18 protein-coding genes are annotated in these 20,962 nt (G+C 62.5%); 7 read left to right on the forward strand and 11 right to left on the reverse strand.

All coding sequences use genetic code 11. From position 1 onward, the window contains the following. Window positions 1-42: 42 nt before the first annotated feature. Genes P3T24_RS15570 through P3T24_RS15580 form a run of 3 tightly spaced genes read right to left on the reverse strand, consistent with a single transcriptional unit; the run spans window position 43 to window position 2,886 of the window. Entirely contained in the window at window positions 43-756 is a 714-nt protein-coding gene (locus tag P3T24_RS15570) for a winged helix-turn-helix transcriptional regulator (protein ID WP_074265110.1), read from the reverse strand. Between the two features lie 38 nt (window positions 757-794). Continuing rightward, window positions 795-2,198, reverse strand: a complete 1,404-nt coding sequence (locus tag P3T24_RS15575) for an ATP-binding protein (protein ID WP_429435828.1) — start codon at window positions 2,196-2,198, stop codon at window positions 795-797. 10 nt (window positions 2,199-2,208) lie between these two features. After that, window positions 2,209-2,886, reverse strand: a complete 678-nt coding sequence (locus tag P3T24_RS15580) for a response regulator transcription factor (RefSeq protein WP_074265112.1) — start codon at window positions 2,884-2,886, stop codon at window positions 2,209-2,211. Between the two features lie 409 nt (window positions 2,887-3,295). On the opposite strand from P3T24_RS15580, the gene P3T24_RS15585 reads away from it, so the two are divergent. From P3T24_RS15585 to P3T24_RS15615, 7 genes are all read left to right on the forward strand, one after another. Next, the gene (locus P3T24_RS15585) at window positions 3,296-3,643 is read left to right on the forward strand and encodes a DUF4148 domain-containing protein (protein WP_074265113.1); all 348 of its coding nucleotides are present in this window, start codon (window positions 3,296-3,298) and stop codon (window positions 3,641-3,643) included. Window positions 3,644-4,556: 913 nt separating this feature from the next. Further along, the gene (locus P3T24_RS15590) at window positions 4,557-5,258 is read left to right on the forward strand and encodes an energy transducer TonB (RefSeq protein ID WP_074265114.1); all 702 of its coding nucleotides are present in this window, start codon (window positions 4,557-4,559) and stop codon (window positions 5,256-5,258) included. 80 nt (window positions 5,259-5,338) lie between these two features. Further along, entirely contained in the window at window positions 5,339-6,259 is a 921-nt protein-coding gene (locus tag P3T24_RS15595) for a MotA/TolQ/ExbB proton channel family protein (protein ID WP_074265115.1), read from the forward strand. A 3-nt stretch (window positions 6,260-6,262) separates the two neighbouring features. Beyond that, complete coding sequence (locus P3T24_RS15600; protein WP_074265116.1) at window positions 6,263-6,688, forward strand: ExbD/TolR family protein; 426 nt, start codon at window positions 6,263-6,265, stop codon at window positions 6,686-6,688. A 15-nt stretch (window positions 6,689-6,703) separates the two neighbouring features. Next, window positions 6,704-7,132, forward strand: a complete 429-nt coding sequence (locus P3T24_RS15605) for an ExbD/TolR family protein (protein ID WP_074265117.1) — start codon at window positions 6,704-6,706, stop codon at window positions 7,130-7,132. 16 nt (window positions 7,133-7,148) lie between these two features. Further along, entirely contained in the window at window positions 7,149-8,351 is a 1,203-nt protein-coding gene (locus P3T24_RS15610) for a tetratricopeptide repeat protein (protein ID WP_074265118.1), read from the forward strand. A gap of 277 nt (window positions 8,352-8,628) precedes the next feature. Beyond that, window positions 8,629-10,014: a Fic family protein gene (locus P3T24_RS15615; RefSeq protein WP_429435831.1), complete on the forward strand. Its 1,386-nt coding sequence runs from the start codon at window positions 8,629-8,631 to the stop codon at window positions 10,012-10,014. Window positions 10,015-10,068: 54 nt separating this feature from the next. Here P3T24_RS15615 and P3T24_RS15620 read toward each other — a convergent pair whose 3' ends face one another. The 8 genes from P3T24_RS15620 to P3T24_RS15655 are packed head-to-tail and all read right to left on the reverse strand — an operon-like array spanning window position 10,069 to window position 20,954. After that, complete coding sequence (locus tag P3T24_RS15620) at window positions 10,069-13,281, reverse strand: multidrug efflux RND transporter permease subunit (protein ID WP_074265120.1); 3,213 nt, start codon at window positions 13,279-13,281, stop codon at window positions 10,069-10,071. Window positions 13,282-13,292: 11 nt separating this feature from the next. Continuing rightward, the gene (locus P3T24_RS15625; RefSeq protein ID WP_429435834.1) at window positions 13,293-13,847 is read right to left on the reverse strand and encodes a GNAT family N-acetyltransferase; all 555 of its coding nucleotides are present in this window, start codon (window positions 13,845-13,847) and stop codon (window positions 13,293-13,295) included. Beyond that, a complete protein-coding gene (locus P3T24_RS15630) occupies window positions 13,822-14,394 on the reverse strand; it encodes a GNAT family N-acetyltransferase (protein WP_074265122.1) in 573 nt (190 codons plus the stop codon). The genes P3T24_RS15625 and P3T24_RS15630 overlap by 26 nt, the downstream gene beginning before the upstream one ends. 4 nt (window positions 14,395-14,398) lie before the next feature. Continuing rightward, a complete protein-coding gene (locus tag P3T24_RS15635) occupies window positions 14,399-15,748 on the reverse strand; it encodes a TldD/PmbA family protein (protein WP_429435836.1) in 1,350 nt (449 codons plus the stop codon). A gap of 11 nt (window positions 15,749-15,759) precedes the next feature. Then, complete coding sequence (locus tag P3T24_RS15640; protein WP_429435838.1) at window positions 15,760-17,196, reverse strand: TldD/PmbA family protein; 1,437 nt, start codon at window positions 17,194-17,196, stop codon at window positions 15,760-15,762. Then, window positions 17,193-18,836 carry an ABC transporter ATP-binding protein gene (locus P3T24_RS15645; RefSeq protein ID WP_074265124.1) on the reverse strand — a complete coding sequence of 548 codons (1,644 nt, stop codon included), beginning with the start codon at window positions 18,834-18,836 and terminating at the stop codon, window positions 17,193-17,195. The genes P3T24_RS15640 and P3T24_RS15645 overlap by 4 nt, the downstream gene beginning before the upstream one ends. Continuing rightward, window positions 18,836-19,948 carry an ABC transporter permease gene (locus P3T24_RS15650; RefSeq protein ID WP_429435841.1) on the reverse strand — a complete coding sequence of 371 codons (1,113 nt, stop codon included), beginning with the start codon at window positions 19,946-19,948 and terminating at the stop codon, window positions 18,836-18,838. The genes P3T24_RS15645 and P3T24_RS15650 overlap by 1 nt, the downstream gene beginning before the upstream one ends. Continuing rightward, window positions 19,902-20,954, reverse strand: a complete 1,053-nt coding sequence (locus tag P3T24_RS15655) for a microcin C ABC transporter permease YejB (RefSeq protein ID WP_074265126.1) — start codon at window positions 20,952-20,954, stop codon at window positions 19,902-19,904. Before P3T24_RS15655 ends, P3T24_RS15650 begins: the two co-directional genes overlap by 47 nt. Window positions 20,955-20,962 lie beyond the last annotated feature (8 nt).

Below are 20,962 nucleotides of genomic sequence, written 5' to 3' on the forward strand. Positions count from 1 at the left end.
TTTGAGGCGTATCACCCTGAGGAAAGGGGTGCGCGGCGTCCCTCAGTGCGATCCAGTACTGATCTGGTAGCCGTAACGGCTGACGGTCTCGATGTGCACTTCCGGCAAATATTGTGCGAGCTTGCGCCGCAAACGCGAGACCACCAGATTGACGCTCGACGGGTCGACATCGTCCTTCTCGGGCCACGCATAGCGAATCAGTTGCTCGCGCGGGACCGGCGCGTTGAACTGGCGCATCAGGCATTCGATCAGCAGATACTCGCGCCGCGTCACCACCAGCCGCCGTTCGCCGTCGACCAGTTCATGCGTCAGCGGATCCAGTGAGAGCGTGGCGCTCGCCTCACCGGGAGCGGTCGCCATCGCCGGCGGCAAATCGTGTGCAGCGCGCGAGGCCGCCGTGCGCCGCAACGCCTGCAGACGCTCGTGCAGTTCGATGAAGGAGTACGGTTGCCCGAAACAGGCGTCGGCGCCCGCACGCAGCACCCGGCTGCGGTCCTGGGCGTTCGAGTGGCCAAGCACGGCGATGATCGCCGCGCCCGCACCGGCCGTGACGAATTGCGGCAGCGTCTCCAGCAGGCTTGCATAGGACGAGGCGTCGAGGGCCATCACAACAATCGCGTCGAACGGCTCCTGCGTGGTCAGAAACGCGCCGTCGCGCACGTCCTCGGCGCGTTGCAGACTGTGTGCGCTCTCCTGCAGCGCTTTATAGAGCCAGGCAGATTCGGGATGGGACGCGGCGACGAACAGGATACGCATTCAACCTCCCGTGCAGAAGGGAAAGAGAGCGGGACGGCTCACGCGAGCGTCCTCGACCAGCATTCGATGCTCACCCGCGCGCCAGGCTCCGCATTACCGATGCGGATCGTAAAGTCATGCACACGCATCACGGCAGAGACGATCGAAAGCCCCAGACCCGAGCCCGCCAGATGGCGAGTACCCTCGCCGCGATAAAAGCGTTGCAGCACCGCGTCGCGCTCATCGAGCGGAATGCCAGGCCCGTTGTCGACGATCTCGACCAGCGGCCCTGCGGGCGTTTGGCGCAACGACATGCGCACCACGCCGCCGGCAGGTGTGAACTTGAAGGCATTGTCGAGCAGATTGCTGAACGCTTCGAACAGCAGCGCACGATCGCCGTGGATCGGCTCGACGGCTTCGGATTCGACAACAAACTGCAGCGAGCGAAGCTCCGCCAGCGGTTCGTACAGTTCGCCGACTTCCTCGATGAGCGCCTGCAGTTCCACGGTCGCAAAGCCGCCGCGCCGCTGCAGCGTGCCGATCTCCGAAATGCGCAGCATGGCGCGGAACCGGTCGAGCAACGCGTCGGTCTCGTCACGGGCACGCGCGACCAGCGCCGACACGGCAACGTCATCGAGGATATCGGAGCGTTCCGCGATGTGCCCGAGCAACGTCCGCACGTGTGCGAGCGGCGTGCGCAGATCATGGGCGATACCGTCGCACGCGCCCTTGACCTCGTTCATGAGGCGCTCCACTTCCTCGAGCATGTGATTGACGAGGTGCCCAAGCATATCGATCTCATCGCGCCCGCCGATCGGCAAACGCTGACCGAGATCGCCCTGGGCGATGCGCAGCGTGACGCGGCGAATCGCCTTCAGGCGGCGCATTTGCCGCACGCTCAGCGCAAGGCCGCCCACCACGCCGGCAACGAGACACAACAGCCCGCCGCCGATCAGCGCGTTGATGATGGTCTGGCGAATCCGCAGGATATGGGTGAGGTCGCGCGCCAACACGAGGGTCTCGCCGTCGCGGCGGCGTTCGGCCATTGCGCGAACCACGGGCGATGGCTCCCCGCTCAACGTCTGCAGGCTGTTGCGGGCGAGTGTCACGCCGCCCCGGTCAGGTGCCAGTCCCGGCGGCAGCGCAAGCACGTCACCCGCGACATAGTGGCCGTCAGGCGAAAACAGACCGTAGTAATTGGCATGCATGCGCTCGTGCTCGAGCCGGCGATGGATCGCATCGGCCAGCGCGCTATGCGGCATCGAATCGAAGTAGATGAGCTGCCACTGCATCACGACGTCGGTCTCGTGCTCCATGTCGCCGGTCACCGCGGCGCCGATGAAGCCCAGCAGCGACATGACGGAAATGGAGAAGATCACGGCGTATACCGCGATCAGACGAAACGTCGTGGAATGCCAACGGCGCCCCAGTGCGGATTGCGCGGGGAAAGAGTTGTCCGTCAAGGTTATCTGCTCACGCGAGGATGTAGCCCGAGCCCCGCACGGTCTGGATCATCTGTTTCACGCCGGGCGGATCGATCTTCTTGCGCAGACGTCCCATGTGCACGTCGATCAGGTTAGTGCCCGGGTCGAAGTGGTAACCCCACACCGCTTCGAACAGCATGGTGCGGGTAATGGTCTGGCCGGCGTGGCGCATCATGAATTCGAGCACGCGGTATTCGGTCGGCAGCAGCACGATCTCCTCGCCGTCGCGCTGGACCTTGCGCGAGATCAGATCGAGTTCGAGCGGGCCGACGCGTAGCGTAGTTTCGAACTGCGTGGCCGGCGTTTGACTGCGACGCAGCAGGACTTCGAGGCGCGCAGTCATTTCTTCGGGGTCGAACGGCTTGGTCAGATAGTCGTCGCCACCCGCGCGCAGGCCGCGCACGCGTTCGTCCACGTCGCCGAGCGCGCTCAGCATCAGAACCGGCGTCTGGATACCGATGCTGCGCATGGTGGTGAGGATGGTCAGGCCGTCGACGCCCGGCAGCATGCGGTCGAGCGTGATGACGTCGTATTCGTCGCTGACGGCGCGCGCCATGCCATCACGGCCGTTCGCCACCCAGTCCACGGTGAAGCCGCGGCTTTTCAGCTCGCCGACTATTTCGTTGGCGGTGATCTCGTCATCTTCGATCGTCAGCACTCGCGACATGATGATTTCACGCGCGACAGCGAACTCAGCCGACCTGAGCGGCGTGCGCGACTGGTTATCAGTAGAAGTACATGATGCCATATTCGGCTTGCAGGTTTGAGTTCGGAAGCGGACGGCGCGCCGGGCGCCGCAACGTGGACAACAGATGGCCACAGGCTACGCGCGAGGCCGTAACGCTCACATATCGGTTTCATTAAAAAATATTTAAGCAAGGAAAAGGCGCCCAGAACTCACGGGGATCCGCGCGCAGCGCACGCTTTGACGCCCTCCCCGGCGGCGGCGCAAAGATGAACGATCTTTCATCGTTAAGAGGGCGAAACGGTATGGGCCCTCCACTAGCCTGTTTGCATCCGGTAGCCACTTTTTCTTGGCTGCCTTTGTACGAAGTACTCCACCAAGGGATGCAAACATGAAACTCGCGACACGCACCGTTTTGATGGCCCTGTTGCTCGCCGGCAGCGCTTCTGCAATGGCCGCTCCCGGTCTCACGCCAAAGCAATGCAACAGTTATCCGTTCACGAAGCTCAAGGGCGAAGTCACGCACAAGCAGTTGATGCGCGAACTCGGCGAACTGGAGGCCATGGGCTACAACCCCGCCACGGACGAAAACGTCTACCCTGCCGACCTCGAGGCGGCCGAAGCGAAGCTGCAGGCCGAATACCGCGCCGACTGCATGCCGCCCGCTTCAGCGACCGATGCGCACCCCGATAACACCGCGGCACCGGCAACGACCGGCGCAGTCAACCCGGCGAGCTGACCGTGCATCGGGCAAGCGCTCGCGTGCCTCTGAAATCCGCCGCACAGACCGTCGAAACCAGGCGTCTAGGCGAATACCCTGCAAGCGCGCTTCTCGCGCTTGCAGTCCTCATCCCGCTCTCATCATTTGCAGGCGCCGCCCTTGTCACGCGCGAACTTCGCGGACATTGCACGATGCGCGTGGCTATCCATTTCGCACGCCCCGCGGTACGTTTTTTTCGCGTGCAGCCGACCGGCGACCTGCTTTAGAATCGTGTCGCGTAGCGCAAGGCGTTGACGCTGTTTTTTATCGGGTCGTAAATCAGTATTAACGTCAGCCTTCACAACCTTACAAAAGCATTTGGCATAACGTTGAAGTTAAACGACTTTTTCGCCCAAACCATTCACTCTTGTAAGCTGGCCGGCGAAATGCGCTCCACATGATTAGAGCGCATCCTCTAAACACAGTATGCCCCCATCAAAAAAAGTTTGACGCGAGATTTTGAACTGATATCGTTCCGTCGCAGGAATTACAGCCGCAGCTAATGACGGTCTGTGAAATACGTGTGACGTTCGAGCATCTTTTCGTCCGTCACGGCCTGCGCCAAAGCGAAGGGGATGTATCAAATACCGTCTATTAGTACTTCTACGCAGATAGATTACTGGCTGTTTCCGCTCATCCCCGCGGACCGCTCAGAATCTGTCCGACGCGGGCATGCGCCTTGCACACAGACGGCCTATAGCCGTTGCAACCCGGGATCTGAACCCAAGGCGCAAGCCTTTAGGCTCGAGTCGAGTGCTACGGCCCGCCCATCTGGAGTCCAAAAAGAATGTTGCGCGCCCTCGTTGGGGCTGAAGGAAACAATGTTTCGACGTAGCAAGAACGCTGCAGTCACGGAAATGGGCGGTTCACGCCGGGAGGAACGAAGGTGGTTATGAAAGTTGAAGGGCAGTTTCCGGCGGGCACGACCGCAGTTCACAGAACTGGGCGCCCGCGCGAATTCGGGAAAAAGCAGCAGAACCCCGTGCGCCGCTTTGGCGGTATTGCCGCCGTTCTTCTCCTCCATATAGTGCTGATCTATGCACTGCTCAATGGCCTCGCCACCAAGGTGGTGCAGGTCATTCAACATCCGATTGAAACCAAGATCATCGAGCCGGTGAAGCCGCCGCCTCCGCCGCCGTTGCCGACCGTGCAGTTGCCGCCGCCGAAGTTTGCGCCGCCGCCGCCGCCGTTCGTGCCGCCGCCGGAAGTCAACGTGCCGACTCCGCCGCAGCCCACCATTACGCACCAGGCCGCTCCGGTCGTGGCGCAGCCGGCACCGCCGCCTGCCCCGCCCGCTCCGCCGGCCCCGTCGAAGCCGGTGAGCGCCCAGGTCGACGTGGCGTGCCCGAACTCCGACCAGATCCGCTCAACCGTGGTGTATCCGAAGGAAGCTCAGGAAAACAACGTCACGGGTGACGTACTCATCGAATTCGTAGTCGATCCGCAGGGCCATATTACGGATGAGCATGTCGCGAAATCGTCGGATGACTCTTCCCTCGATCGCGCGGCGTTCAATGCGGTAAAGAAGTTTAGTTGCGTTTCCCAAGGCCAACCTGTCCGTGTCCAGGTTCCGTTCTCGTTCAACCTGAACTGAACTGAACCCACGAACCGAGCGGTACCGGTAGCGATTTATTAGTCACGTTGTACAAGTTCAACGCATGAACTGGAGCAGACATGAAGAAGCGTTCTCTCGCCGCAGTGGCGGCAAGCATGGTGTTGACCGTAACCACGGCAACGACCTTTGTCGCACCGCAAATTGCCTACGCGCAAGCTAGCGACGCAACCGTAGCAGCATCGGCAACCGACGCCGCACCGACGGCCGCACCCGCAGCAGCACCGGCGGACCAGGCTGTGCCGCCGCCGGCACCCGCCACCTCCGAAACCGTCAACAACCCGTACGGTCTTGGCGCCCTGTGGAAAAACGGTGACTTCGTTGCCCGCTTCGTGCTGATCCTGCTGGTGATCATGTCGATGGGCAGCTGGTACATCATGATCACGAAGTTCTTCGAACAGTTCCGTGCGAACCGCCGCTTCAAGAGCGCGGACGAACAGCTGTGGACCGCGCCTTCGCTCGCCGAAGGCGCGAAGATGCTGGACGAAGGTTCGCCGTTCCGCTTCATCGCCGAAACCGCGATCGATGCCGGTGAACACCATGACGAAGCGCTCCTCGAAGCCGTCGACCGCAACACCTGGATCGACGTGTCGGTCGAGCGCGCGATCACCAACGTGTCGAACCGCCTGCAGGACGGCCTCGCCTTCCTGGGTACGGTCGGCTCCACGGCCCCGTTCGTCGGCCTGTTCGGTACGGTCTGGGGTATCTATCATGCACTGACGGCTATCGGTATCGCCGGCCAGGCTTCGATCGACAAGGTGGCAGGTCCGGTCGGTGAAGCGCTGATCATGACGGCAATCGGTCTGGCAGTGGCAGTTCCGGCGGTGCTCGGCTACAACTTCCTGGTTCGCCGCAACAAGTCGGTGATGGAACGCGTCCGCGGCTTCGGCGCACAACTGCACACCGTCCTGCTGGCCGGCAGCGGCCGCGCAAAGCGCCCGGCTGCAGCCCAGAAGGCTACGTTGGTCGAACACGCGGGGTAAGCCATGGCTATGAGCGTCGGGCAAGAGGGGGATGAGGACGAAGTCATCTCCGCCATCAACACCACGCCGCTAGTCGATGTGATGCTGGTTTTGCTGATCATCTTCCTGATCACGATTCCTGTTGTTACGCACACGGTGCCGGTGAAGTTGCCGAATGAGGCAGTCCAGCCGCTGCAGACCACGCCCAAAAGTATCGTGATCGCGGTCAACCGCGATGGCGATTTCTTCTGGAACGAGAAGCACGTGGATGCAGCGACGCTGCTCACGCAGTTGAAGACCGTGTCGGTGATGCAACCGCAGCCGGAGGTCAACGTGCGTGGCGACCAGAACACGCGTTATGAGTTTATCGGCCGCGTGATCACCGCCTGCGAGCGTGCTGGCATCGCCAAGGTGTCATTTATCACTGAGCCGCCGCCGCGCGGGGGCTGAGGAAGGGAATCGATTATGGGAATGAACGTCTCTTCAGGTAAAAGCGGCGAACCGGATGTGATGGTCGACATCAACACCACGCCGCTGATCGACGTGATGCTGGTGTTGCTGATCATGCTGATCATCACGATTCCGATCCAGACGCACGCCATCAAGATGAACCTGCCAGTCGGCAACCCACCTCCTCCGGCGGTCCAGCCGGAAGTGGTGCAGATCGATATCGACTTCGACGGCACGATGATGTGGAACGGTACGGTTATTCCGGACCAGGCCACCCTCAACTCGAAACTGTCTCAGGTTGCTGCCGAGCCGGTGCAGGCTGAGATTCATCTGCTGCCGAACAAGCTGGTGCCGTACAAGGATGTCGCTGCCGTGCTGGCTGCCGCACAACGTATTGGCGCCACCAAGATCGGGTTGATCGGCAACGAGCAGTACATGCAATAAGGATGTGAGAGTGCTAATGATCCATCAACGGTTCAAGCGTGCCGTGATCGCGGCCGCTTTCGGGGGGTTGTCTGCCCTCGTCGTGCTGCCGACCGTGTCGCATGCTGCCGACACCCTGCGTCCCGAAGTGGCCAAGCCGCTGAACGCGGCGCAGGATTCGTACCGGGCTCACAAGTATCAGGACGCGCTGGCGAAGATCGCGCAGGCCGACGCAGTCCCGAACAAGACGCCCTACGAAAACTACATGATCGAAGAGATGCGCGGCGCGGCTGCCGCTGCGGCCGGCGACTCCGGTACCGCAGCGAAGGCCTACGAAACGCTGCTCGCTTCGGGCAAGCTGACGGGCGCCGACGAGCAACGCACCACCGCTGCTCTCGCTGGCATCTACTTCGAGGGTAAGAACTATCCTCTGGCGATCAAGACCGCGCAGCGTTACATGAAGGCCGGCGGCACGGATCCGGACATGCGGACCCTGCTGATCCAGTCGTACTACCTGTCGAACGACTGCGGCAACGTGGTGAGCCTGCTCAAGCCTACGGTGGATGCACAGGCGCGTGCCGGTCATGCTCCGGACGAATCGCAGCTGCAGTTGCTGGGCACGTGCGCGCAGCGCTCCAACGACTCGGCCACCTATCGCGGTGCGCTCGAAAAGCTGGTGGCGTACCACCCGAAGCAGTCGTACTGGGATGATCTGTTCTCGGCGATCCGCAGCAAGCCGGGTTACGCGTCGAATCTGGATATCGATACCTACCGTTTGCGCCGTGCTACCGGTTCGCTGACGACGGCTGACGACTATATGCAGATGACGCAGTTGTCGATCCTTGCCGGCACTCCGGTTGAAGGCAAGCAGGTGGTCGATCAGGGCTTCTCGTCAGGCGTGCTCGGCAAGGACGCCGGCGCGGACCGCGAAAAGCGTCTGCAGGCGCTGGCGACCAAGCGTGCGACGAGCACGGTCGACAGCAACGGTGTGCCGATTCCGCCGTTCGATCTGGCGTTCAACCAGGTCTTCGCGGGCCAGGCGCCGCAAGGTCTGGCGACGATGGAAGGGCTGATTGCCAAGGGTGGTCTGCCGCATCCGGATCAGGCGCAGCTGCATCTGGGCGAAGCGTATTACTTCGCTGGGCAGAAACAGAAGGCGATTCAGGCGTTCAAGGCGGTCAAGGGCGACGACGGCTCGGCTGACCTGGCGCGGTTGTGGATTCTGGTGGCGTCGAAGTAAGCGCTCCTCCTTCGCTGTACACGCTGTACCTCGCGCCGCAAGCTGGACTCTCGAAGTCCCGGTTTGCGGCGCGATTCTTTTTGCTCCCCTCCCCTCGTTTCGTCTCCCCGCTGACGCCCGCTTAGATCAATCTTGGATCATTCTTAGATCAATTTATGGGTCATGAATCATTCTTAGATCAATCTTGGTTCATTCTTGGTTCATTTTCCGTCCGTTTTGAGCTAAGATTGATTCAAGAATCAATCTTGAATCAATTTTGCAGGTTTCTAGCGAGAAAATGGCGAAGCGCGGACTGTACGACACCGTTCTGAGGTTTCTGGCCAGGCAGCGCGATCTGGGACACCACGAGTTGTCCCGGTCGGACATCGCGGCGGCACTGGGTGAGCCGCCGGCGACTGTACTCCGCTACCTGAACCGGCTCAAAGCGGACGGAAAAGTAGTCCAGTCGGGAAGTACCTCGGCCTCCCGTTACAGCCTTGCCAGTTTCGAGGATGCGGCGCAAACACCCGCGCCTTCCTCCGTCACACGTCCCGGCGCAGTAATTCCAACGGGATCCCCGTCGTGGTCTCCGTCTTCAAGCGATCTCCTCGCTGCTCTCGAGGTGCCTCTCGGCGCCCGTCAGCCGGTAACTTATCAGCGCAAGTTCGTCGACGATTACGAACCCAATCAGACGTTCCTGCTGCCTGAGTCGCTCGCAAACGATCTCTATCGAGAAGGACGGATGCAAGGACAACAGCCCGCCGGCACGTACGCGCGCAATGTCATCGAGCCACTGCTGATCGACCTGTCTTTTTCGTCGTCCCGGCTCGAAGGCAACCGCTACACCCGGCTCGATACCGAGGTCCTGTTCCGGTCGGGGCACGCCAACCCGCAGGACAAGGACGCGATCATGCTGCTCAACCACAAGCGCGCGATCGAGTTTCTGATCGACGAGGTGCCGCTCTATGGGCTCACCGTGATGGTGATCCGGAACATCCATACCTTGTTGATGCAGGGCCTGCTGCACGACGAAGATTCGCTCGGGGCGATTCGCCAGAAGGTCGTCAACATCAGCAACACGGCGTATGTGCCGGCACATATGCCTTCGCTGCTCGAGGAGATGCTCGGCATCATCGTTGCGAAGGCACGTGATATCAAGAATCCCGTAGAAGCCGCTTTCTTCCTCTGGGTGAACCTGGCCTACCTCCAACCGTTCGAGGACGGTAACAAGCGAACCAGCCGGCTTAGCGCAAATATCCCGCTTCTGATGTACAACTGCGCGCCGCTCAGTTTTCTCGATGTGACGGACGACGACTATAGTCGCGCGAGGATCGGCGTGTATGAGAAGCTGGATGTCAGCATCGCTGCGGATCTGTTCGCGTGGACCTACCGCCGCTCGATCGGGAAATATGCCGTGCAGATTCAGGCGGCTGGCCTGCCCGACCTGTTTCGCGCGACGCATCGCGATGCCATCAACGAACTGGTGAGCCGCGTTGTGCGAGAAGGCCATCCGCTCGGGACGGCCGTCGCCGAATTTGACCTCCCTGCGCAGGATGCTGAGAAGCTCGCCGAGATCGTCAAAGGAGATATCGTCCGGCTCGGCGAGCACAACTTCGCCCGTTACCGCCTGACGCTACGCGAGTTGATGCGTTGGGTCGATGCAGGACGCCCTGTCACCGAGTAGCGAAGAAAGGCGCGCCGTCGGCTCACATGGCATGAGCCGACGCCATCGCTTTACCTACTGCGACTCCATCTCCCGGTCCGAGCGCGCCGGGCTCACCGGCCCATCCGGCCTACGCTCGTCCGCCGCGACATGCCCCGCGTCAGCCAGACGCCGGCGCTTGCCCTGCGTCAGCGACGCAACCGCGTGGAACGCCACCGGCGCGAACACCAGGCCAAGGAGCGTGGCCGCCAGCACCCCGCCGAATACGCCGGTACCGATCGACTGACGGCTCTCGGCCCCTGCCCCGCCCGATATCACCAGCGGCGCCACGCCCAGCAGGAACGCCGCTGAAGTCATCACGATCGGCCTGAAGCGCGCGGCCGAGGCATCGATCACCGCACGCGTCAACGGCAGGCCGCGCGCGTGCAGATCGCGGGCGAACTGCACGATCAGAATCGCGTTCTTCGCCGACAACCCGATCACGGTGATCATCCCCACCTTGAAGTACACGTCGTTAGGCATGCCACGCATCAACACCGCCGACACCGCGCCGATCACGCCAAGCGGCACCACCATCAGCACCGCGAACGGAATCGTCCAGCTTTCGTACAACGCGGCGAGCGCCATGAACACGGCGAGCAGCGACAAACCGATCAGCAGCGGCGTCTGCTTCTCCGCCAGCGTTTCCTCGCGCGCGGCATCCACCCAGTCGTACGCCACGCCTACCGGCAACGCTGAGGCGAGCCGCTCCATCTCCTTCATCGCCGCGCCCGAGCTGTAGCCGCGCGCCGCACGGCCACTCACGTCGAGCGACGGGTAGCCGTTGTAGCGGCTCAATGCCACCGGCCCGACCGTCCACTTGCGCGTCGCGATGGCCGACAGCGGTACCATGGCCCCCTGCGAATTCATCACGGAGAGCGCCATCAGATCGTCGTCGGTCATGCGAGTCGACGCGTCACCCTCCACCACCACGCGCCGCATCTGACCCGAAGCCGGGAAGTCGTCGACATAGGTCGAACCGAAGGTGCTGCCCAGCAGGTCGGAAAGCTTGTCGAACGACACACCCAGCGCATAGGCCTTGGCCCGGTCGATCGTCAGCTCGACACGCGGCGCGTCGGGCAGGTCTTCGGAATGCACATCGGCAAGAACCGGATCGGCTTTGGCCTTCGCGAACAGGTCCTCGCGCGCCGCCTTAAGCGCGTCCAGACCGACGCCGCCGCGATCCTCCATGCGGAACACAAAGCCGTCCGAGCGCCCCACCCCCGGTACCGACGGCGGCAACTGCGCGTCTACCCTGCCATCGAGAATGCTCGCGAATTCGCTATTCAACTGGTCCTGCAACTGGATTGCGCTGACTGTGCGCTTGTCCCAGTCCTTCAGTTCGACGAAGGCCATGCCGACGTTCTGGCCACTGCCCTGGAAGCTCCAGCCAATCAGGCTCGTCACGTGCGCGATCTCGGCGTGGCGATTCAGGATCTGCTCGACCCGCTTGATCACCCCCAGCGTGCGCGCCTGGGTCGAACCGGCCGGCAACTGAACCATCACCTGCAGTTGTCCCTGATCTTCCGTCGGCAGAAAACCGCCCGGCATCTTCCAGTAGAGCAAGCCGCAGACGCCGACCAGCACCGCATAGATGGCGAGCATGCGCCCGATACGCTGCGAGGTGCGCGTGGTAAGCCAGCGGTAGCCATGCGAAGCCCCGTCGAAACCCTCGGCGAACTTCGAGGCGGCGCGCGCGAACAGGCCGCGCAGACCGCGGCGCGCTTCGCGCTGGTGCGGCGTCGAGCCGGTCGGTTTCAGCAGGTTGGCGCAAAGCGCCGGCGTGAGCGAAAGCGCCATGAACGACGACACCAGCATCGAGGCGATCATCGCCACCGAAAACTGGCGGTAGATGCCGCCGACGCTGCCCGGAAAGAACGCCATCGGCACGAACACCGCCGTCAGTACCGCGGTCACACCCACGATCGCACTGCCAATCTGCGACATCGCCTTGCGGGTCGCCTCTCGCGGCGGCAAGCCCTCCTCTTCCATCACGCGGTGCACGCTCTCGACCACCACGATCGCATCGTCGACTAGAATCCCGATCGCCAGCACGAGGCCGAACATCGTGAACACGTTGATCGACAGGCCGAACGCCCACATCGCGAGGAACGCGCCCATCAGCGTGACCGGGATCACCACCGTCGGCACCAGCGTATAACGCAGGTCACGCAGGAACAGCCACATCACGAAGAACACCAGCACCACAGCTTCGATCAGCGTGTAGACCACCTCCCGAATCGCGATCTGCACAAAGTGCGCACTGTCGAAAGGGATCTGCATCTGTATGCCGGGCGGCAAGCTCTTCGACAGTTCGGCGAGGCGCGCTCGAATCGCGTTCGAGGTTTCCAGGGCATTACCACGCGGTCCTAACTGAATCCCGACGGTCGCGGACGAGCGGCCGTTCAGGCGCGACCAGAACGAGTAATCGTCGCGGCCGAGCTCGACGCGTGCCACATCGCGCAGGCGCACGGCCGATCCGTCCGGCTTCGCCTTCAGCACAATCTGGCCGAATTCCTCCGGCGATACCAGTTGCCCCTTGACGTCCACCGAGGCCACCAGCTCCTGCCCCGGCACCGAGGGCGCGTCGCCGAGCGTGCCGGCCGTCACCGTGGCGTTCTGGGCCGTGATCGCGGCGTTGACGTCGCCGGCGGCAAGTCCGTATTCGCGCAGCTTCATCGGATCGAGCCAGATCCGCAGAGCCTGATCGGAGTCCCACAGTTGCGCCGAACCCACTCCGGGCGCGCGTTTCAGCTCGCGTATCACGTAGCGGTTCATGTAACTGCCAAGGTCGGACGAATCGCGCGTGCCGTCGGTGGACGTCAGCGCGACCAGCATCAGGAACGTATTCGAGGCCTTGAAGACGCTGATGCCGTTCTGCACCACCTGCTGCGGCAAACGCGGCTCGACCTGCTTGAGCCGGTTCTGCACATCGACCATCGCGATGTCGGGATTGGTGGCGGGCGAGAAGGTCGCGTCGATTTCCAGATTGCCCTGACCGTCGCTGCTGGTTTCGTAGTACAGCATCCCATCGGCGCCATCGAGACTCTCCTCGATGATGCTGCCCACGTCGCCGTCCACCACCTCGGTGGCTGCGCCCGGGTAGCTCGCGACGATCACGATGCGCGGCGGCGAGAGACGCGGATATTGGGCGACGGGAAGCTGCGGAATGGCGATCGCGCCTGCCACCATGATGGCAAGCGCGACAATCCATGCGAAGACCGGCCGGTCGATAAAAAATGAGGGCACTCAGGTTCCTGTCAGTGCTGCACGAAGGACGGCGCGTCGACGAGACGGGCCATGTGCAAGACATCGGCCAACTGGCCGTCGCGCATGGCATAGCCACGCGAACGTCCCTCTTCGACGAAACCAAAGCGGCGATAGAGCGCAATGGCCGCCACATTGTCCGCAAACACGGTCAGTTCGAGGCGGCGCAAACCGAGTGAGCCATCCGCGCATTCGACCAGCGCGGCGAGCAGCGCGGCACCCACACCACGCCCCTGGAAGGCGTCGTGCACGGAGATGCCGATGGCGCCGATATGCGCACGGCGCGGCGTTTTCGCCAGCAGGCCGGCATGTCCGACCACGCGGCCGTCAAGCTCCGCGCACACATTGATGCTGCCGGCGGGCAGTTTGGCGAGCCACTCCCGCAAGCCTTCCGCGGTGCGATAGCCGATCGTCAGCGTGCCACGCCGGACACCCGGTTGACACATGACGTCGGCGATCGCCTCCATGTCGGACGCTTCGCACGCGCGCACGACCAGGCGCGGTGTCACCTGTGCTTCTCTCTCAAACCTCACGCTGCTCGTGTTCATTATTGTGGTCCGTTGCGAATGGCATCGGCTCACGCAACCGCGCCATGAAGTAGCAATCGATCAGTACACCGTCACGTAAAGACGCTCCACGGTGTAGTGCTTCTACTTCGAAACCGTATTTCCGGTAGAGCGCGATGGCCGGACCATTGTCCGTGAACACATAGAGTTCGACGCGCCGCAGACCGAGCCAGTTATCGGCCAGGTCGAGCATTTCGGCGACCAGCGCATTGCCGACGCCGCGGCCATGCCACGCTTCATGCACGCCGAGGCCGATCATGCCCGCATGAGCCCGACGCAGCTTGCCGGGGACCAATCGTCCGAAGCCGACCAGTATATCGCCGACCATCGCGGCAATGGCTACCTCGGGTAAAGCAATTTTCTCGATGCCCTCACGAGTCTTTTCGAGGGTCGGATACGGTGGATGCGGATGGCCGCGCAACATGGCGGGCTGCAGCTCCAGTGCATGGAACTGCGCCGCATCCGCGACGCGCAAGGCGCGCAGCGTGAACGCTTCAGGCAGTGATTTTGCTGGCGCGTTCTTATCCATCCACTTAAAGCGTCAACTCGAACGAACGCGTGAGCACCCCAGGCAGGTGCATCCCGCCGGTCGCGCGTTCTCCGTAGGTGGAATCGTTCAACAGCAGTTCCGGTTGCGCGCCCAGCCGTTCCAGCTGATCGCCGAGCAGCCTGTACATGCTGTCGTCAAAGCGCATCGCGTCGACCGGCGCGACGATCTTGCCGTTCTCCACCCAGAACGTCGCGAAGCGCGTCATGCCGGTCAGGCGGCAATTCATCCGGTCCGAGAAATTCACGTACCAGAGGTTGCCGATGTAGAGGCCGGTGTCGAGCTGCGTCAGCACGTCGTCCTCGGCGAGGTCGCCGCCCTCCATCGACAGCGCAACAGGCGATTCGGAGTCCAGTGCGCCGTTGGGCTGCAGGCCGTATTCGCGGGCGCTGCGGGCATTGGTCAGACGCTCCAGGCTGCGACCGTCCTGAATCAGCGGCACGCTGGCGCGCAGATAACCGTCTTCGTTGAATCCCGGTGTGATGCCGATGCTCAGGTCTTCAGTCAACGTCACGCGTGGATCGAGCGCCGCTTCGCCGGTATGCAGCTTGTATAGCGAGCTGCGCGACGTAGCCTGCGCGCGGGCCGAGAAGCCACTCCACGAGGTCACGCCCAATAGTTCTTCGAGCGCAGCGGGCGCAAGATACGACCGGTAGCGCCCCGGCGCCAACGCCCGCGGCGTCAGCGCGAGGATCGGCAGGCGGGCTGCCGCCTGCTCGACCTTGCGGGCGAACGTGGCGTCGCTCCAGTGGTCGCCGGCGTAGCTCGTCTTGATAGCGCGGCCGCTCGGGTCGTACAGCGACCAGCTGAAGTTGAAGTTGCTGACTTCGTACCAGCCACGGCTGCCTTTGGTCGATGCGAAACCGCGCACAATCGTGCCACCCGCATAAAAGCCCACGAAATCGAGCCCCTTCGCGCATTCGTCTACGGTACGTACCAGCGCTTGCGGCTCCGGCACCTTGCCGTCGCGGCGCGTCGAGCGTTCCCACTGCGACGTATCGAACAGCAGATGAGGATCGTCCGGTGCATCGCGCAGTCCGTCGCGCAGCGTGGCGAGCGCACGGCTCACGTCCTGCAGGTCGCTCTCGGTTTCGCCGCAGACAGTCAGCGTGGAATACGCCTGACGTGCCCCGTCGATCAGGCGCAGCGTCAGCTTGCCTTGCGAGACACTGCCGATCTGCCGCACCTTGGCCGCGTTGAAGCGGATGAAATCGGATTGCTCAGCCGAGAACGAAATCAGCGTGATTTCGGCACCCCGCTGCGCATGCTCGACGGCATCGGCGAGCAGCAGGAAATGACGATACCAGTCCACCGTCGACGCATTTTGCAACATCATGGAGCCGCTCATCATGCGCCTCCAAAGACATCGATATTGCTGAACACGCAGGCAGGCGACGCATGGCCGACCCGGATCGCCTGGGCCGGCTCACCTTTGCCGCACATCGGCGTGCCGAACAGCTGGCGGGTGCTCGCATTGCCGACCGCGGAAAGGCTGCGCCAGAAATTCGCGGAGATGCCCCGATAGTTGGGCTGCTTGACGACTTGGGTGAGCTTGCCGTTTTCGATCAACTGACCGAACTCGCAGCCAAACTGAAACTTGTTGCGATGGTCGTCGATCGACCACGACGTATTGCTGCGCATCAGAATTCCGTGTTCGATATTGGCGATCATCTCGTCGAGCGACTGGTCACCCGGCTCGATATTCAGATTCGCCATCCGGTCGATCGGCGGCCGGTTCCAGTTCGACGCGCGCGAATTCGCGACACCCGGCAGATGCGCACGCTGTTGCGATAGCGCGCCACCCAGAGGCCGCTCGAGCAGACCGCCGCGAATCAGATAGTGTTTGTGCGCCGCGCTGCCGTCGTCGTCGAAGGCGTAGGCCGCCGCTTCTTCGCGCAGTTCCGGATCGAACGTAACGTTCAGCAGTTCGGAGCCATATTGATAGTGGCCGAACATCTCCGCCTTCACGAAACTCCAGCCGGCGTAGTTGCGCTCGTCGCCGAGAATACGGTCGAGCTCGAGCGGATGGCCGATCGACTCGTGAATCTGCAGCATCATCTGATCGGGCATCAGCAGCAGATCGCGCTTGCCGGACGGGCAATTCGGCGCGTTGAGCAGTTGCAGCGCCTCGTGGGCGATGCGCGCGCCGGCGCCGTCGAAACCATAGCGCGCCAGCACTTCGAGGCCGCCCTGCGCGAGCGTGCCGTAGTTACCGCCCAGCGTGCGCACTTGCGTGTCGCCATTGGCATGCGCGGCGACACTCAACTGCGGCATCACAAAACGAAAATGCTGGTCGATCCGCACGCCGTCGCCGGTCATGTAAAGCTGATCGGTGTGCGTCACCTGCACGCTCGCCGCGCGCTCGACGATGCGCGGGTCGATATTGGCGGCCGCGCACTCGCGCGAGAGCCGGTCAAGCCAGTCGCGCCGGCTCGGCAATGCGTGCCCCGTGTTCGGCGACACGTAGTGGCCGCTCGTGGCCGGACGCGCGATCTCGCGATGATCGATCAGCGACAGCTCGCTGCTCGCTCTCGCGCGTGCGGTTGCGATATCCAATGCAGCCTGCAAACCAGCTGCCGAGAGATTGGCGGTGGCCGCATAACCGGCACCGGCGCCGGCATAGGCGATCAGCATGGCGCCGCGGTCACGCACGGTGCGCAGCGGCTGGGCGACATCGTCGCGGACTTCGTGATCGTCGATCGTTTCGTCGACGACGCGCAGCGACCAGAAATCCGCGTCGCTTTTCAGCGTGCGGGCAGCTTGCGCCCACCTTTCGTCAATCATGCAATTTTCTCTTGGATATCGGACACGGGCGCGATCATCGACGACGCCAGCAACGACTGGGTATACGGGTGCGACGGCGCGTGCAGCACGTGCATCGTATCGCCCGCTTCGACGATGCGGCCCGACTTCATCACGATCACGCGATGCGCCATGGCTTTCATCACCGCCAGATCGTGCGTGATGAACAGGTAGCTAAGCTTGTACTTTTTCTGCAGATTTGTCAGCAGATTCAGGACCTGCTTCTGGATCGACACGTCGAGTGCGCTGGTCGGCTCATCGAGCACCAGCAGTTCGGGTTCGACGGCCAGCGCGCGCGCGATGGCAATGCGCTGACGTTGGCCGCCGGAAAACTCGTGCGGGTAACGCAGCATCGATTCAACCGGCATACCCACTTCTTCGAGCAACGCGCCGACGCGATCGCGCCGCACCCTTGCGTCGATGTCGGGCCGATGCACAGCCAGGCCTTCGCCGATAATCTGCTCGACCGTCATACGTGGCGACAGCGAGCCGAACGGGTCCTGAAACACCACCTGCATGCGCGCGTACAGCGCCCGCTTCGCCTTGGCGTTTTTCAGCGACGAGAGCGCCAGCCCGTCGATATCGATCGTCCCGGCGGCCGGGTGCTGCAGGCCGAGGACGGTCGCAGCGAGCGTCGACTTGCCCGAGCCCGATTCGCCGACGATGCCGAGCGTCTCGCCGCGGCGCAACGTCAGGTCCACGTCGTGCACCGCGCGGAAGGTCGACTTGCCGAAGATCGAACGCAAGCCTTTCGCCGATACGTGATAGTCGACGGCCAGACCCTTTACATCGAGAATCTGCCGCGCGTCCGCTTCGACCGCGTCGATGTTCCGTTGCGGTTCGCTATCGAGCAGGCGCTTTGTATAGGGATGCTGAGGATTCGCAAACAGGGCCTCGGTAGTGTTGGTTTCGACCAGCACGCCCTTTTCCATTACCGCGACGCGCTGCGCGAAGCGCTTCACCAGATTCAGGTCGTGCGTGATCAGTAGCACCGCCATGCCGCGCTCGGCGGCTTCCTGTTCCTGCAACTCGATCAGCAGATCGACGATCTGCTGTCGCACGGTGACGTCGAGTGCGGTGGTCGGTTCGTCGGCCAGCAACAGACGCGGCCGGCACGCGAGCGCCATGGCGATCATCGCGCGCTGACGCTGGCCGCCCGACAACTGGTGCGGGAAACTGTCGATGCGACGTTCCGGCTCGGGAATCCCGGTACGGCGCAGCAGTTCGATGCCGCGCTCGCGCGCCGCATTCGGGCGCATGCCTTCGTGCAGGCGCAGGCTTTCGGCAATCTGCTTGCCGACCGTGTAAAGCGGATTCAAGGCCGTCATCGGCTCCTGAAACACCATCGCGACATCCGCGCCGCGAATTCCGCGCATCTGCTGTTCGGTCTTTTGCAGCAGATCTTCGCCGTCGAGCAACATGCGCCCGCTCAGATCCGCCTGGTCCACGAGCCGCAGGATCGACAAGGCGGTCACGCTCTTGCCCGAGCCCGATTCGCCGACCAGCGCGACGCGTTCGCCGCGAGCAATCGACAGGCTCAGTTCCTGCACCGCGACTTTTTCGCCGAAGCGCACCGAGAAGCGGTCGATTTCCAGCAAGGGCCTGTTCAAAGGTTTGTTCATTACTTGCCACCCCCGAACGCCGAAGCGCGCATGCGCGTATCGAGCGCGTTGCGCAAGGCGTCGCCCATGAAGGTCAGCAACAGCAGCGTGATCACCAGCGCGGAGAACGCAGAGATCGAAATCCACCATGCATCCAGATTGTTCTTGCCTTCGGCGAGCAACTCGCCGAGGCTCGGCGTCGGCGGCGGCACACCCAGGCCGAGGAAGTCGAGACTGGTCAGCGACAGGATGGCCGCGCTCATGCGGAACGGCAGAAACGTGATCACCGGCGTCAGGCTGTTAGGCAGCACGTGTTTCCACATGATCTGCCAGTTCGAGAGGCCCATCGTGCGGGCAGCCTTCACGTAATCGAGCGAGCGGTTGCGCAGGAATTCGGCGCGCACGTAGTCCGACAGCACCAGCCAGCCGAACATCGACAGCAGGATAAAGAGCAGCCATAGCGTCGGTTCGAAGATCGAAGCGAAGATGATCAGCAGGTACAGGTCCGGCATCGAGCTCCAGATTTCGATCAGACGCTGGCCGATCAGGTCGGTGCGTCCGCCATAGAAGCCCTGAATGGCGCCCGTGAGCACGCCGATCACCACGCCCGAAATCGTCAACGCGAACGCCATCAATACCGACAAACGGAAGCCGTACAGCAGCCGCGACAGCACATCGCGGCCGAACTGGTCGGTGCCGAGCCAATTGCTCGCCGACGGCGGCGCCGGATACGGATGCGCCGCGAAGTAGTCGATCGTGTCGTAGTGGTAATGGTTTGGCGGGTACACAGCGAAGTTGCCGTTGCCCTGAATGCGCGAACGGATATACGGATCGAGGTAATTGGTCCTGGCCGGGAAGTCGCCGCCGAACAGCGCCTCCGGATAGTCCTTCACGATCGGAAAATAGTAGTGGCCGTCGTAACGCACGATGAGCGGACGGTCGTTGGCCAGCACTTCGCCGAACAGGCTGATCACGAACAGCGCGCCGAAAATCAGCAGGCTCCAGTAACCGAGACGCTGGCTCTTGAAACGCTGCCACGTGCGCCGCCACGGCGACACAGAGGCGACGAGCGTGACTGCCGACGGGTCAGCGGCCCAGGCGGTTGAATTGGATGCGGGGGTCGACGAGGACATAGCAGACGTCAGCAATAAGTTTGGTTACAAGACCGATCAGCGTGAACAGGAAGAGCGAACCGAGCACGACGGGGTAATCGCGGCGGATCACGGAGTCGTAGGACAGTTGGCCCATACCGTCGAGCGAGAACAGGGTTTCGATCAGCAGGTTGCCGTTCAGGAAGGCGCCCACGAAAGCGGCGGGCAGACCTGTCAGCAGCGGAATCGCAGCGTTGCGCAGCACGTGCTTCCACAGCACGTCGCGCTCCGGCGCCCCTTTGGCTCTTGCGGTCAGCACGTATTGCCGGCCAATCTCCTCAAGGAAGGTGTTCTTCGTCAGGATCGTGACGATAGCGAAGTTGCCGACCACCGATGCGGTGACAGGCAGCACGATGTGCCACAGGTAGTCCAGCAGCTTGCCGAACAGGCTCAGGTCCTGGAAGTTATCCGAGGTGAGACCGCGCATCGGAAACACCTGCCAGAAGGTACCGCCGCCGAACAGCATCAGCAGGAGGACGCCCAGCACGAAGCCCGGGATTGCATAACCTGCCAGCACCATAACGCTGGTGACCGTGTCGAACCGTGAGCCGTTGCGCACCGCTTTCGCGATGCCCAACGGCACCGATATCAGGTAGGTCAGTATCACCGTCCATAAGCCGAGCGTGATCGACACCGGCAGCTTGGACTTGATCACGTCCCACACGCTGTCGTGCTGATAGTAGGACTGCCCGAGATTGAAGGTCGCGTAGTTCTTCATCATCAGGAAGTAACGCGTGAGCGGCGGCTTGTCGAAGCCAAACTGCTTCTTGATCTGCTCGATCTGCTGCGGATCGACGCCCTGGCTGCCGTGATAGCCGCCGCCACCCGCCCCCGCCTCTCCGCCACGGCCTTTGCCGTGGCGGAGTTGCGTCATCACCTGTTCGACCGGCCCACCCGGCACGAACTGCGTGACGACAAAGGTTAGGGTCACGACGCCGATCAAGGTCGGCACCATCAACAACAGACGTCTAAGAATGTAAGCAAGCATGGTGAACC

It is taken from the genome of Paraburkholderia sp. GAS33 (assembly GCF_050436645.1).
Lineage (GTDB): Bacteria > Pseudomonadota > Gammaproteobacteria > Burkholderiales > Burkholderiaceae > Paraburkholderia > Paraburkholderia phenazinium_B.